The 14,193-nt window shown below is 56.0% G+C and carries 15 protein-coding genes; 12 read left to right on the top strand and 3 right to left on the bottom strand.

What is annotated here, in order from left to right; genetic code table 11:
* Positions 1–289 precede the first annotated feature (289 nt).
* From ACR3ZL_RS22080 to ACR3ZL_RS22050, 7 genes are all read left to right on the top strand, one after another.
* Positions 290–1,156 carry an FHA domain-containing protein gene (locus ACR3ZL_RS22080; RefSeq protein ID WP_473650930.1) on the top strand — a complete coding sequence of 289 codons (867 nt, stop codon included), beginning with the start codon at positions 290–292 and terminating at the stop codon, positions 1,154–1,156.
* Positions 1,157–1,216: 60 nt separating this feature from the next.
* On the top strand, positions 1,217–1,687 hold the full coding sequence (locus ACR3ZL_RS22075; protein ID WP_473650931.1) for a hypothetical protein: 471 nt from the start codon (positions 1,217–1,219) through the stop codon (positions 1,685–1,687).
* Between the two features lie 312 nt (positions 1,688–1,999).
* Positions 2,000–3,214 carry a glycine cleavage system aminomethyltransferase GcvT gene (gene gcvT, locus ACR3ZL_RS22070; protein WP_473650932.1) on the top strand — a complete coding sequence of 405 codons (1,215 nt, stop codon included), beginning with the start codon at positions 2,000–2,002 and terminating at the stop codon, positions 3,212–3,214.
* 46 nt (positions 3,215–3,260) lie between these two features.
* Positions 3,261–3,659 carry a glycine cleavage system protein GcvH gene (gene gcvH / locus ACR3ZL_RS22065; protein ID WP_473650933.1) on the top strand — a complete coding sequence of 133 codons (399 nt, stop codon included), beginning with the start codon at positions 3,261–3,263 and terminating at the stop codon, positions 3,657–3,659.
* A 4-nt stretch (positions 3,660–3,663) separates the two neighbouring features.
* A complete protein-coding gene (gene gcvPA / locus ACR3ZL_RS22060; protein WP_473650934.1) occupies positions 3,664–5,064 on the top strand; it encodes an aminomethyl-transferring glycine dehydrogenase subunit GcvPA in 1,401 nt (466 codons plus the stop codon).
* 115 nt (positions 5,065–5,179) lie between these two features.
* On the top strand, positions 5,180–6,658 hold the full coding sequence (gene gcvPB, locus ACR3ZL_RS22055; RefSeq protein WP_486172969.1) for an aminomethyl-transferring glycine dehydrogenase subunit GcvPB: 1,479 nt from the start codon (positions 5,180–5,182) through the stop codon (positions 6,656–6,658).
* Positions 6,655–7,449: a lipoate--protein ligase family protein gene (locus ACR3ZL_RS22050; protein WP_473650935.1), complete on the top strand. Its 795-nt coding sequence runs from the start codon at positions 6,655–6,657 to the stop codon at positions 7,447–7,449. The genes gcvPB and ACR3ZL_RS22050 overlap by 4 nt, the downstream gene beginning before the upstream one ends.
* On the opposite strand, the gene ACR3ZL_RS22045 is transcribed toward ACR3ZL_RS22050, so the two are convergent.
* From ACR3ZL_RS22045 to ACR3ZL_RS22035, 3 genes are read right to left on the bottom strand one after another with little or no spacing between them, the layout of a single operon-like run.
* Positions 7,416–8,177, bottom strand: a complete 762-nt coding sequence (locus ACR3ZL_RS22045; protein ID WP_473650936.1) for an esterase/lipase family protein — start codon at positions 8,175–8,177, stop codon at positions 7,416–7,418. The two genes, ACR3ZL_RS22050 and ACR3ZL_RS22045, sit on opposite strands and share 34 nt — an antisense overlap.
* A gap of 54 nt (positions 8,178–8,231) precedes the next feature.
* On the bottom strand, positions 8,232–9,284 hold the full coding sequence (locus ACR3ZL_RS22040) for an agmatine deiminase family protein (protein ID WP_486172968.1): 1,053 nt from the start codon (positions 9,282–9,284) through the stop codon (positions 8,232–8,234).
* The gene (locus ACR3ZL_RS22035) at positions 9,281–9,571 is read right to left on the bottom strand and encodes a hypothetical protein (RefSeq protein WP_473650938.1); all 291 of its coding nucleotides are present in this window, start codon (positions 9,569–9,571) and stop codon (positions 9,281–9,283) included. Before ACR3ZL_RS22035 ends, ACR3ZL_RS22040 begins: the two co-directional genes overlap by 4 nt.
* Positions 9,572–9,962: 391 nt before the next feature.
* Here ACR3ZL_RS22035 and hpf point away from each other — a divergent pair, with 391 nt between their 5' ends.
* From hpf to ACR3ZL_RS22010, 5 genes are all read left to right on the top strand, one after another.
* Positions 9,963–10,307, top strand: a complete 345-nt coding sequence (gene hpf / locus ACR3ZL_RS22030; protein WP_473650939.1) for a ribosome hibernation-promoting factor, HPF/YfiA family — start codon at positions 9,963–9,965, stop codon at positions 10,305–10,307.
* Between the two features lie 51 nt (positions 10,308–10,358).
* Positions 10,359–10,838, top strand: a complete 480-nt coding sequence (locus ACR3ZL_RS22025) for a PTS sugar transporter subunit IIA (protein WP_473650940.1) — start codon at positions 10,359–10,361, stop codon at positions 10,836–10,838.
* Positions 10,839–10,848: 10 nt separating this feature from the next.
* On the top strand, positions 10,849–11,181 hold the full coding sequence (locus ACR3ZL_RS22020; RefSeq protein WP_473650941.1) for an HPr family phosphocarrier protein: 333 nt from the start codon (positions 10,849–10,851) through the stop codon (positions 11,179–11,181).
* 310 nt (positions 11,182–11,491) lie between these two features.
* Positions 11,492–13,237, top strand: a complete 1,746-nt coding sequence (gene ptsP / locus ACR3ZL_RS22015; RefSeq protein WP_473650942.1) for a phosphoenolpyruvate--protein phosphotransferase — start codon at positions 11,492–11,494, stop codon at positions 13,235–13,237.
* Positions 13,234–14,130, top strand: coding sequence for a TIGR03936 family radical SAM-associated protein (locus tag ACR3ZL_RS22010; protein ID WP_473650943.1), 897 nt, complete (start codon positions 13,234–13,236; stop codon positions 14,128–14,130). The genes ptsP and ACR3ZL_RS22010 overlap by 4 nt, the downstream gene beginning before the upstream one ends.
* The last annotated feature ends 63 nt before the right edge of the window (positions 14,131–14,193 follow it).

The following is a 14,193-nucleotide window of genomic DNA, read 5'->3' as shown; positions in this document are numbered from 1 at the left end:
GCGGAACTTCTGTTTGGGTCGACAAATCATGGTCGATGTGACCCCATTTTAGCAACCCACCCAATCGTATGGGTGGACGCGTGGGAGCTGCCCGTCTTTATGGATGCAGGAGCCGCCTGTAGTGCAGCGATCGCCGCCTTAAACGGCTGTTCAGGGCTGCGGGTTCTTCATCAAACGACCATCAAACCTGAACCACTCTGCGGTCGCTATTAGGCAAGTTTGGCCGGTATGTTCAGCCTTTGCATCGGCATCAAATCCTACCCAAGTTTCAGCCCGTAACGTGTTTCCTGTGGCAAGCTACGAATTGAGCTATCGAAACGGGCCAAAAAGCGGCGAGGCGATGCCGATTCAGGGGCGAATCGTGCTAGGTCGTAGCTCACAGTGCGATATCGTTTTGCCCACGCCGGAAGTGAGCCGCAAGCATTGTTTGATCGTTTTGACTGACCAGGGGGTCTTTGTGCAGGATCTGGCGAGTCGAGTTGGGACGGGCGTCAACGGGCAAAGGATTCCGGTCAATCAGCCGGTCAAGCTACGACATCGAGATAAGGTGCAGGTCGGGAAATGGAAGTTTCGGGTTCGAAAACTTACCCTCGAAGGACAAACCGCGTCGGGTGAAGGTGAGCCTTCGCGAGGTGTTTTATCAACGGAAAGCAAACCGAGAACGGTTCAGGAGGAGCTCGCTGCGGAGCTCGACGCGATCGCGGCCTCGATGAATATCTCGATCGATGATGTGCCGCCAACGGAAGTCGAATTTGACGGGGCTGCCGAGTTACAGCAGGAAGCGGGCTCGTCGAAGGAATCTGGTGAACTGTCTAAGACCGACGGTCGAGCTAAGTCCCACGGTCAGACCAGGTCCCACGGTCAGACCAAGTCCGACAGTCTGGCAGGGGCCGATGGTTTGGCAAAGTCCGACGGGATGGCCAAACCGGAAGATGTCGGTCCAGACAACGAAACTGCACAACAGCAGGCTTCCGGACAATCCGACGCCAAGCAAAACAAACAGACGGCGACGAAAAGCAAGGATGCTTCCGCTGAAAAGCCTGAATCCGCTGATCCGTCTGGGCCCAAGCGGATCCCTGAGCACCTGCGTCCGAAGGGGCCGGTCGATTCGCAGGGAGCGGCTGACGAAGCCTTGCGTCGCATGTTTCAGCGCTGAGCCGCTTCATTAATTCCTTTCTGATTGCTTGTTTTTTGTTTCATCGAAAGATTGCCGAAGATGTCCATTGCCCTACTACTTGATGTGTGCGGAGTACCGCTGTTGGCCGTCTTGACGCTTTTGAGTTTGGTTTTGGCGGTCGTCTTCGGGTACCTGTTTTGGGGTGCTAATAGCGAGAAGCTCTTGGTGGCCTTCTTTCCGCTGACCTTGTTGCCCGTGATGAGTGGGGTGATCGCCAGCACGATGGATTTGGTTTCGGCGGTTGGCATGCAAATCAACGCAACCAGCGAATTGATGATCGAGCCAAGCTTTTTGCTGATGATGAACTTGGTGCCGATGATGGCGGGAGTGCTGGCCGCGATTCCTCCAGCGTTGATTGCCGTTTTTGGCCGTGCTCGTTTAGCTTGGGTCGCCAGCGGGCAACGGTTGATGCCGGAAAAGCAGGCGTTTGTCGGCGAAGAAGTTACTGACGAAAAGCTGATGCACCGGGATACCGAGGACTATTTAGAGCGTCTGGTTCGGTCTCGCTGAAGCCACGTTGTCTGGTCAGGAAACTGGAAAAATCGGTCTTCAGGTGCGGTCCCGAGGTGCAGACGGTGCTCCCCCATCGACGGGTTGGGTCAGGAGTTGTGGGGACAATTTCGCTATCGATTTGATTTTATGGAGGTCGCCGCGCGGCATTGGTGTCCAGACAAGCATCAGGGCTGGAACCTTCCCGGAAGCAGGTATAAGCTCTTTGGGCGTCGTTTTCTGCGACGCGATTGATCTTTTTCATATCGAAAGTCTCACCACGTCCGCTTGAGGTCTAGGCCTGCCGCGACGTGTGCGCCAGCGAATCTGCAAATGACGAATCCATCAGCCGATCAACAGACCGATCCGCCATCCGTAGGCTCCGGTACTAGCCTTCCCGACGGCGAAGGTGCTGGCCAGACTTCGCTTTCGAAGACGCCGCTCGATGGCTGGCATCGCGAAAACGGTGCGAAAATGGTGCCCTTCGCTGGGTACGAAATGCCGATTCAATACGGCAGTCAACGAGACCAGCCGGGCGGAATTGTTGCCGAACACCAGGCATGCCGTACCCGGGCCGCATTGTTCGATGTGTCGCACATGGGCCGTTTGCGGTTTGACGGAGATCATGCGGCTGAATTTCTCGACCATGTGCTGACACGCCGTGTGACGGACTTGCCGATTGGCGGTGTTCGCTATTCGATGGTGTGCAATGCCGAAGGTGGAGTGCTTGACGATGTGCTGATTTCCAACTTGGAAACGCCTTCACAGCGGCAGTATTACTTGATGGTGGTCAATGCTTCCAACCGGGCGAAGATTCTGGAGTGGTTGACTCCGCTATTGGCTGACTTTCCGACGGTGACGATGTCCGACCGGACGGAGTTGACGGCCATGATCGCGGTCCAAGGACCCATGGCGATGGACGTGTGCAAGCGTCTGTTTCACTTCGATCCTTCACGATTGAAAAACTATCAAGCCCGAATCACCGATCAGTTTAAGAAGCCAGTCATCGTCAGTCGTACCGGCTATACGGGCGAAGACGGGTTGGAATTGATCGTGCGGGCCGAAGAGGCCAATCGCGTTTGGGAGAACTTGATGTTGGTCGGCCGCGAGGCTGGATTCATCGCTGCGGGCTTGGGCGCCCGGGACACGCTGCGGATGGAAGCCGGTATGCCGCTTTATGGCCACGAGCTAAATGAGACAATTGACCCGCTTTCCGTCGGGCTATCGTTTGCTGTTAACCTGAAGGGACGGACCTTTATTGGTAGCGAGTCGCTTCAACAGATTCGCGATGTGGGACCGAGCCAAGTTCGCATCGGCTTGCTGCCTGAAGGTAAACGGCCAGCCCGTGAAGGATGTGACGTGTTGGATGCGACCGGTCGCAAGATCGGAACCGTGACCAGCGGTGGACCTTCGCCAACGCTTGGGGCTCCGATTGCAATGGCGATGGTGGAAGCCGGTTCGGCTGCTGAAACGGAATTCCAGATTGATATTCGTGGTCGCTCGACACCCGCACGTCGGACGTCGCTGCCGTTCTACAAACGTTCGTAAGCTTTATTTCTTTTTACAGACTCGTTTCCCTTCAAAGGAAGTTCTTATGCCGCGTGACGCATCCAAGCTCCATTACGCCGAAACCCACGAATGGGTTGATGTTCAAGAAGAGGGTGGCGAACGCATCGCCACGATCGGAATTTCGGCTTTTGCGATCGCGCAACTGAACGACTTGGTCTACATGGACCTTCCTGAGGTGGGCCGAAAGCTCGCCGCTGGTGACGAGTTTGGCGAAGTCGAGTCCGTCAAGGCAGTCAGCCCTTTGTATAGCCCTGTCGCCGGTGAGGTGGTTGCCGTTCATAGCGAGCTACCTGACAGCCTGGATAACTTAAACGAAGACGCCTACGACTTTGGCTGGGTCATCAAGGTGAAGTTGGAAGGTGACCTTCCAGAATCGTTGATGGACTTTGCTGCTTACGAAAAACAATGCTCTGAAGCTGGTTGAAATCATGCCGTATCTCTTTCATACCGACGATGACCGACGCGAAATGCTGGAGTCCATTGGGGCCGAAAGTATTGATGAAATCATCGATGCGCAAGTTCCCAAAGACGTTCAGCTCAATCGCCAACTGGATCTTCCCGCACCGATTCACGAGATGGATCTGACGGCGGAGTTGACTCGTTTGGCTTCCAAGAATGCTTCGACGGCAACGCATACGTGTTTCTTGGGCGGTGGTGCCTATGATCACTTCGTGCCAGCCGTGGTTGATGAAATCGCTTCGCGTGGTGAGTACTACACTTCGTACACGCCTTACCAAGCGGAAGTCAGTCAGGGCAACTTGCAAGTGATGTTCGAGTACGAAACGCTCATCACTCAGTTGACCGGTTTGGGCGTCAGTAACGCGAGTTTGTATGACGGAGGTTCGGCGGCGACCGAGGCGGTGCTGATGGCGCTGGCAACGCAGCGTGGGCGCACCAAGGTGATCACCAGTGATACGGTGCATCCTCAATATCGTGAGATCTTGGCAGGTTACCTGCTTAACATTGACGCTGAATTGGTTGTGGTGGCGTCGGGCGACGATGGTTGTGCGACGGCAATCATGGACGCGATTGATGACTCGACCGCTTGTGTCTTGGTGCAGCATCCGAACTTTGTTGGCAAGTTGGAAGACGTTGCCGCAATCAGTGCCGCTGCGAAAGCGGCAGGTGCTTTGACGGTTCAGGTGTTCGATCCGGTTAGCCTTGGCCGATTGCGACGACCGGCTGACTTGGGCGTGGACATTGCGGTTGCCGAGGGTCAGTGCTTGGGCAACCCGCTGGCTTACGGTGGGCCGTATTTGGGCATCATGGCATGCCGCGAAGAACTCGTTCGGCGTTTGCCAGGCCGGATTGCTGGTCAGACAACCGACCGTCGCGGTAAGCGATGTTGGGTGTTGACCTTGCAGACTCGCGAGCAGCACATTCGTCGTGAAAAGGCGACCAGCAATATCTGCAGTAACCAAACGTTGCTAGCGTTGCGGGCCACGATTCATTTGAGTTTGCTGGGACCGCAAGGCTTAAAGGAAACGACCGATGCGTGCATCGCCAAGACTGCGTTTGCGAAAGAGCAGATTGCAGCTAGCGAGCGGTTTGAGTTGGTTCACGACGGTCCGTCGGTTAAGGAGTTCGTCGTTCGCGACCGGGCCGGCGATGTTGGTGGTTTGCTGGCTCATGCGAGAACGCAAGGTGTTCTAGCTGGAATCGATCTGAATCCGATGGTTCTTGTTGAAAGCGAAGGCGTTTTGACGGGGCTGCCGGACCGGTATCGAGATTGCTTCCTGGTCGCGGTCACGGAAAAGCGTTCGCGTCAGGAGATCGAGCAGTGGGCCAGTACGCTGTCCAACGCTCCGCAGATGGCAGCGACTTGTTAGTCGGTAGGTTCGCCGAATGCGGTTTCGGTGCAGCATAGTGCTAACGCGACCGCGTTCTTGAGATACATCCTTTTCGGTTCGATTTTTTTACTGCATTCGGCGAAAGCCTCTGATCATGCGAAACCAACAAGCCACTCAACTACTTTTTGAACTCAGTCGTCCAGGGCGTCGCGCTCATCATTTGGGGGCGTTGGATGTGCCAGCGGCGGACTTGGGGCAAACGTTCCCGGACGAGTTCTTGGCCAGTGAGCCACCGCCGCTTCCGGAGTTGGCAGAAGGTGATGTTGTGCGGCACTTCGTCGGCTTGTCGACCTTGAACATGAGCGTGGATACGCACTTCTATCCGTTGGGTTCTTGTACGATGAAGTACAACCCCAAACGGAATGAGCGGATTGCTTCATTGCCCGGTTTGGCGGACGTGCATCCATTGCAGGACGAGTCGCAGATCCAGGGTTTGCTGGAAATGATGTACGAGTTGCAGGGGATGTTTGCGGAGATCAGCGGTTTGCCAGGCGTGTCGATGCAGCCTGCTGCCGGTGCCCATGGTGAGCTAACCGCTTTGTTGGTCGCGGCGAAGTATTTCCGCAGTAAAGGTGAGGACCGTAAGGTCGTTTTGACTGCCGACTCAGCCCACGGAACGAATCCAGCCAGTGCTCAAATGGCTGGTTTTCAAACCAAAACAGTGAAGTCCAATGCGAACGGGCTTGTCGACCTGGATGACCTAGCGGCCAAGCTGGATGGGAATTCGGCTGTGTTCATGCTGACCAATCCAAATACGCTTGGCTTGTTCGATAGCCAGATCAAGGCGATTACCCAAATGGTTCATGACGCTGGCGGTCTAATTTACTTGGATGGCGCTAACATGAACGCGATTTTGGGGATTGCTCGCCCAGGTGATTTCGGTGCCGACTTGATGCACTACAACCCGCACAAGACCTTCTCGGGGCCTCACGGTGGTGGCGGACCCGGGGCGGGGCCGATTTGTGTCGCTGAGCACTTGGCGCGTTTCCTGCCAGGACCGATCGTGACCCGCGAAGAGTCGCAGTCCGGTGACGGTGAGTGGACGTATCACCTAACCGATCCGTCGGGAGATTCGATCCCGCGAGTGCGTAGCTTTTTTGGCAATACGGGCGTCTTGGTGCGAGCGTATATCTATCTGCGCACTTACGGCAATGGTCTTCGCCGAGTCAGTGAAGACGCGGTGTTGAGTGCGAACTACTTGCTGTCGAAGGTGAAGCACTTCTTAGACGTGCCGCATGGCGATCGATGCATGCACGAATTTGTGGCTTCAGCGAGTCGCTTGAAGAAGGAAAAGAAGCTGACGGCGATGGATCTGGCAAAGCGAATTTTGGACTACGGTTTCCATGCTCCAACGGTCTACTTCCCGCTGGTGGTCGACGAGGCGGTGATGGTTGAGCCAACGGAAACGGAAAGTAAGCAAACGCTCGATGCGTTCGCGGAGGCGTTGTTCCGAATTACCGATGAAGCAGATGACTTGGTGCACGATGCACCGCACTCGACTCGGATTAGTCGTCCTGACGATGTGGCTGCTGCTCGGCGTCCGATTTTGCGATGGACTGAACCGAATTCATGACACCGGGCCGGTTGTTGCCGTTCACGCCCTGTGGGGCTTCGGCCAATATGTCGACCGACGAAGCGATTTCGTTGGCGGTGGCTGCTGGTGACCAATTACCGACCCTGCGGTTTTACGGATGGCAGCGTCCGACTTTGTCGCTCGGCTATTTTCAGCAGTTTGGTGATGCGGAAGCTTATCTAGCTGGTGTTGCTAGCGGCAAAGATGTCGACGTGGTTCGCCGCAGCACCGGCGGTGGAGCGATCCTGCATCATCAGGAATTGACCTATTCCTTGTCTCTGCCGCTGTCGGATACGGGCCCAGGGCCGCGGGAAGCTGTGTACCAGTCGGTGCACCGTTGCGTGCAGAGCGTGCTGGCCGACGAAGGTGTAGCGACCCGACCTTATCGTGAATGGGCAGGCAGTTCGCCCGCCGTCGCTTCGGTTGGCTTGAAGGGGACATCGAAGTCCGATGAGCCGTTTTTGTGCTTCCGCAGGCGAACGGATGAGGATCTGATTTGCAGCGGCTACAAGGTCCTCGGTAGTGCCCAGCGTCGAGTCCGTGGTGGTGTATTGCAGCACGGTAGCCTGCTGCTGAGTGTCTCGCCTTACGCGTCGGTCCTGCCGGGTTTGAATGAGTTGGGGGCTCCGTCGCTTATGGCGGAACCGCTTTCGTCACAGATCGCCGATTGCCTCGGGCGGTCGCTTGGCTTTGACTGGCAAGAGGGCGAGTTATCGGCGGCCGAAGTTGCCGCAGCAGAGCAGATTGCCGATTCGCGTTACGCGGCGGCGGAGTGGGCTCGCCGGCGTTGATCGTCCGTTGGGCTGTTGGTTTGCAGTTCCAGTGTAGACGTTTCGGTCCGCAGTCGCAGCGATCGTAAGAAGTTCATTGCCATCTGGATTGCCTCCGGGTGCCGCGTCAGTCTTTGGTGCGTGGTCGCGACGACGGCATGATCGTGCTCCCCTTTGAGGTGGGTCGATTCTCGGCTGACGACCAAGTCTCGTTCCGCAGCGATGATGCCCGCCTTCATGCGGCGTAGTCGGGGCAGTCCGCGGACAAAGCTGTCCGGGGATTCCGAGAGTTCTTGAATTTGTGGGAAGTGGGCTGCGAAAGGGCCCAGTGGTAAGCGGGTGAGTCGCGATCCGGCGTTGGGCGGGGCGAGCATGACGATTTGCCCGCATTTTTCGGCCCAGCGAGTCTCCAGGCGCGATTGCAGGATGGCTGTTCTCGCGATGATACCGCCCATGGAATGGGTGATCAGGTGGATCTTTCCGATGTGCGGTCGTGGTGCAAGGTCACGAAGAAGTGAGCTGAGTCGAGCGCCGTGGGAGATGATCGAACCGCGGAGGCTTGGGTAGCCCCAGTGAATCACTTGGTGGCCCTGTTGGAGTGCCGAATCGCCCAGTTTTCGCATGCTGCGATTGCCCGCCAGTAGTCCGTGGACCGTGATCACCACGTCGCAAGTGCGTGCTGTGCCAGCGCTACTGGGGGTGCCAGCGTTGCTGGGGCGGGATTCGGATAGCTTGACGCACTGGACCATTGACGGATGATCGGCGTTTCAGGCTGCGATTCTTGAGCGGTTTCCCGCGATTTGCTACCGACTGGGGGCGGCAACTTGGTGACAGCTTGCGCAGTGGAGTGCGCCGAGTCCCCAGGCGATCTTTTCGCAGTCGATGCCTTCGATGCTGACGCCTGGGCAAAGGTCTCGCATGATGCCCATCGCTCGGTCATCGCTAACAGGGGACGCAAAGGTGGGCATCAGGATACGGTCGGGGCCTAATCGCAGGAAATTGCAGTAGCTTTGAGGCACATTGTGGTCGTTGATGTACCGCGGTGGTGGGCCTGGTAGTCGATGGACGGTGACCTGGGGTGTGGTTTCCCTTGCCCAGAGCTTGATTTGGTCCACGTTCGCTTCGAGATCGCTGGCGAAAGGGACGCTGGCATCCGATGCGACGACAACGACCACGTTTTCTGGATCGACGAATCGTGCCAGTTGGTCGATGTGGCCATCGGTGTCGTCGCCGGGCAGCAATCCGCCGTCAATCCAAGCGATTTCATGGACGCCCAGGTATTGGTGCAGGCGTTCGGCGCACTGTTTTTTGGTGAGCGTCGGGTTTCGGTCCTGGTCTAGGATGCAGGCCGCGTGGACGAGAAGTCTGCCTTGCCCGTCCGTCTCCAGGGCGCCGCCTTCCAGGGTCATTTCTGCTTTCAGGCACCGCAAACCAGCTGTTTTGGCGATTTTGCGGGCAGCGACTCGATCGAGGTCGTGCGGGTAGTATTTCCCGCCCCAGGCGTTGAAATTCCAGTCAACGGCGAGGACTGAGTCGTTTTCGAGCACGAAAGTGGGGCCGAAATCACGGATCCAGCAATCGTTGGTGGGAATATCTATCAGCTCGATGTTATTGCACGAACCGAGCAGCGATTTCGCCTGTTTGGCCAGAGAGCCATGGGCTAGCAGTCGAACAGGTGTTGACTGCGCGACGGCCTTGGCGAAAGTCGCGAAAGCTTCCGGGATACCTTCGAAGTGCCCCGGCCAAGTGTCTTGATTATGGGGCCACGCGAGCCAAACGGCTTCACAGGGTTCCCAGTTAGCGGGAAACCGCCGACTCGTTTCGGAGCGGCGGGTCGCATCGCTAGCTGAATTCACTCGGGTTTAATCTCTTCTTTGACTTTTTGTACGAAGTGGGGGGCTTTACCGCCCTTGCTTAGTTCTTCGGCTCGCTTGTTAGCTTCGCCTTGTTGGTCGAACTCATAGACGGCAACGCGTTTGAGGTTCTGACTGAAAACGCCCCAGTAGAGGCGCAAACGCACATCGGCGGCAGCCTTTTTAGTCTTGCGTTTAGCGGCTTTTTTGCGTTTTGCCTCGGCTGCCAGCTTTTCAGCTGCTTCTGCTTCGGCGGCTTTTTCCTGCCGACTGACGACCTTCCGAGCCATAAATCTCAGCTGTGGGGGTTGGGGGAGTGGGTTGGGTGGAGGAATCGTCTCGTTTGCCGTTGTGGCTCTTACCGCTTTCGGCGTGAGAGAGCACGTTGGCTGGGACGAACCAGGTACCGAAGAGTATCGCGTAATGGCTGTTTTGTCATGGGGACGCGATGAGATTTGTTTTGTCGGGGTTTCGGCGTCGCAGGGAAGTCGCAGGGAAGTCGCAGGGAAAAGGATCGCTGGGGGAAAACAGATCCCGTTGAAATCGTTGGTGGGCGGAAAAATGCCGTCCGAGATCGCTATGCTGGAGGGCCAGATTCGGCTACGCTAACAATCGCAGGGATTTCAGTCGATCAAGACTGGTCCAGACAAATGCGGCTACTATTTGGAAACGAGTTTTAACATGCAGGTGAATGTTTCGGCCCGCCACGGCTCTTTGCAGCCAGGCGACCAAGAGTTGATCGAAGAAAAAACGATCAAATTGCGTCGTTTGTACGATCGAATCAACGCGATCGAAGTCACCATCGATTTAAAGCAACTCGATAAGCCGTCGGTCGAAATTCAGGTTTCTGCCGAGCACGCCGACGACATGGTCGCTCACGCTGAGGCCACAACTGTGATTGCAGCGTTGGATATCGCGATTCCAAAGGTTGAGCAACAACTGCGAAAGCTGAAAGCCCGTAAGACGGATCACCGCACGGCCCCCCATAAATACATTGAAACCACTGATGTCGCCGATGACGAATAGGCTCGGCGGCTTACCCAACACTTTTCACTTCTAAACCAGACAAATCTACCCATGAAGTTTTCCGATTTTGTCAAAACCGGTGCGATTCGTGCCGACTTGAAGGCCACCACCAAGGAAGCCGTCATCGAAGAATTGGTTCAGTCTCTTCTGGACTCCGGCGAAATTGCCGCGGATCAACGCGATGACATCGTTGCAGCGATCATGAAACGCGAAGAGCTGGGCAGTACCGGGATTGGCCGTGGCGTTGCCGTTCCTCACACCAAGCACCCCAGCGTTAACGAACTGGTCGGCACCGTTGGTGTCAGTGAGCAGGGCGTTGACTTCGATTCGCTCGACGGCGAACGGGTTCAGTTGTTCTTCTTGCTGATCAGCCCGCCTGAACGTCCTGGCGATCACTTGCGTGCTCTTGAAAACATCTCTCGCCAATTGCGTGATGAGTCGTTCTGTCGTTTCTTGAAGCAGAGCAAAACCGCCGAAGATATCCAACAGCTCCTTCAAGAAGCTGACGACAACCAATTCGCCGCTGGCTAATGGTGAACTTATGAGTTCTTCTCCTTCGGAACGTCCAACCTCACTTGAACAGATAGTTCGGGTCATCAATCCACAGGGGTTGCATGCCCGGCCGGCGGATCTGTTGGTGCGTTGTGCGGATGGGTTCGAGTCAGAAATTCATTTGCAAAAAGGTTCTGAGCGGGTCGATTGCCGCAGCATCCTGTCATTGTTGACGTTGGGCGCGACCGCTGGAACGGAACTCACGTTGACAGCTCGGGGTGCCGACGCGAGCGTCGCGCTCGCAGCCGTCATTGAGCTATTTGAACAAGGCTTTCACGAGCTTGACCAGACTTCAGAGTCGTCCGTCGCTACCGACGGGTGATGACTAATCAAGAAAATGGGCCCGGTAAGTGATCCAGATTGATCCGCGGTCGGGTGATGTTTTCGCAATAATCATTCAACAATTTTAAAGAGAATCAACGGTGTTGTTTTTCTTCGTTCCGAATCAGCTCGATGCGTAAGGAGCTATTGCGCTATCGGGTGACTGCACTTACTTCCAAATGGTCATATTATCGGTACGGTTAACAGGGGCATCTCCAGGATGGTGGTCTGTCGATTCGTACCGTTACCCAATTAGAACTCCGAAGCGCAGGCTGCTAGTAGGAATCGAATAGAGACACGCATCGATTACGATGCTGGAATTACAAGGCATTCCCGTTTCACCAGGGGTCGCGATTGCGTCGGCTTTGGTGCTTGACGCGGACGGATACCGAATCCCTCGTTGCATCGTCCCGGCATCCGATGTCGAGGATGAGTTTGCGCGTCTGCACGTCGCTGTAGATTTGGTGAGCGAGCAACTGGAGCAGAGTCGCTTGGAAACGACCGCGCAAGCGGGGCGTCAAACCGGCGATATTTTTGCCGCGCAGTTGCAAATGCTGCACGACCCAAGGTTGCATTCGGAGCTTGAAAAACGCATCGGCGATGATCGCCAGTCGGCTGCGTTTGCGGTCAGTGGCGTGCTGCACAATTACGCTTCGGCGCTGCGTAAGCTGGAAAGCCCGTTGCTTGCCGATCGGGCTCAGGATGTCCTAGACATCGAGCGTCAATTGTTGACGCAGCTTGGCGCCGTGACTCGGCAACCGCTGTCCGATTTGTCGGAACCGGTCATCGTGTTGTCGCGGATGTTAACGCCTAGCGAAACGGCCAGTTTGGATCGCCGGTACGTTAAGGGTTTCTGTACGGAAATCGGGGGTGCGGGCGGACATACGGCGATTGTTGCTAAGGGTCTCGAAATCCCAGCCGTGGTCGGGATCGGTGAGTTCTTGCCCAGTATAGCTGGTGCGGACTGCGTCATTGTCGATGGTGACCGTGGGCGGTTGATCATCGACCCGGACGAGGAGACGCTCGAGCATTATCGCCAGCGTGCCGAGTATCGACGTTCGTTGGCTGAAAAGCTTGCCAAGCAAAGCCAGTTGCCTGCCGAGACATCTGACGGTACGCGGATTCAGCTTTGTGCCAATATCGAGTTCCCGCACGAGACGGTTGCGTGCTTGGAGCGAGGTGCGGACGGGATTGGTCTGTACCGTACTGAGTTCCTGTATTTGGCAGCGAGCGACGAGCCGAGTGAAGAAGATCACTACCAAGCTTACGCTGAAGTGGTCAAACGGATGGAAGGTCGTCCCGTGGTCGTGCGAACGCTCGATCTAGGGGCCGATAAAATGGGCCGCGGTCAATTGGCCCAGCAGGAAAATAATCCCTTCCTGGGTTTGCGAAGTATCCGGCTGTCGCTGCGTAATTTGGATTTGTTTCGGCCGCAGTTGCGTGCCGTTCTGCGAGCGGCGGCGTTGGGTGATGTGCGGGTGATGTTCCCGCTAGTGACCACGATCGGCGAACTGCGTCAGGCTCGCATGTTGCTAAATGTTGTTGCAGAGGACCTAGCTGACGCGGGGGTTCCCCACCGTAGTGATTTGCCTGTCGGGATGATGGTGGAAGTGCCTGCGGCGGTGGTGATGTTGGATCACTTCGCCGAAGAGGTTGATTTCTTCAGTATCGGTACCAATGACTTGGCGCAGTACACGTTGGCTGTAGACCGGTCCAACGAATATGTGGCCGATTTGTATCAGTCGAGTGATCCGGCTGTTTTGAGGTTGATTCAGTCGAGTATCGACGTGGCGGGCGCGCATCATATTCCGATCAGCGTGTGCGGCGAAATGAGTAGTAATCCTGCACGGGCGTTGTTGTTGATTGGGATGGGCGTTCGCAGCTTAAGCGTGCCGCCGTCGGCGTTGCCGCGAGTCAAAAAGGCAATTCGAAACGTCTCGATCGAGCAGTGTCAGGCGATCGCTAAGCGAGTGCGCACGCTGGAGTCTGCGCGTGATGTTGACTTGTATCTGCTAGACCGGCTTTCTGAGCTTGCTCCTGAGTTGGTGATGCAATGAACGCGAGCTCATCTGGATCCGACGCAATTGATTCGTCTGAAGACGCGTCGAGCTCTTCGCAGGTTGATGCACCGTCGAGTGATGTGTCGGTGGAAGCTCAGTCGGTGGAAGCTCAGTCGGCTAAAAGCGAACAGTCGCCTGCAGAGGATCAGCGTCCTGCGAAGCCTCGCCGTACCCGTAAGTCTCGTGTCTCGCCTAATCTTCATCCGGAAGGGACTCTTCGAGTTCGCTATCGAATTCGGTTTGCCAAGACGGACTTGTTGCGTTGGATTAGTCACCGTGATCTGGCGAGTTTGTGGGAACGCATTGGGCGTCGCGTTGGGCTGCCGTTTTCGATGACCGAAGGCTTCCATCCCAAGCCAAGGTTGATGTTCCCATCCGCCTTGCCGCTGGGCGTTGAGAGTCACGATGAGGTTGTCGATCTAGAGCTTGATCGTGAGTGGGATGAGAGTGAGTTGTTGGCCAAGTTGCGGGAAGATCAGCAGCCTGGTTTAGCCATCCATCACGCAACCAGGGTGGAACTCACCGAAGGCAAAGCGAGGTTGGCTGGTCGCCAGTATCGCGTCACGTTGCCCGACGACTTCACTGAAGAACAGGCTGAACAAGTCAGGCTGGCGATCGCTCAGTTGAAAGAAAAAGAGATCGTCACGATTGATCGCAAGGGGAAGGATGTTGTCACGCACGTGCCGACCCAGATTCCTTTGTTGGATTTGCAGGAAGATTGCTTGGTAGCCAGGCTCATCAATGGCGAAGCTGCGTCACTGAAAATTCACGATGTACTCGACTTACTGGATGTAAGTGATTGGCCCGACCGGGGCGCCGCTTTAATTCGAACACACACGTTCTTGTGGGGCGAAGAGATGCCCGACACGGACTTAACAAAACACTCGTAACTTCGGCGTCCATGCGGTCACCCTTGGAGGCACCGCATTCAGCCGATTTCAACACCAAAGAAG

It is taken from the genome of Rhodopirellula sp. J20-39 (assembly GCF_057365095.1).
This window is presented reverse-complemented; position numbering and strand designations above follow the sequence as displayed.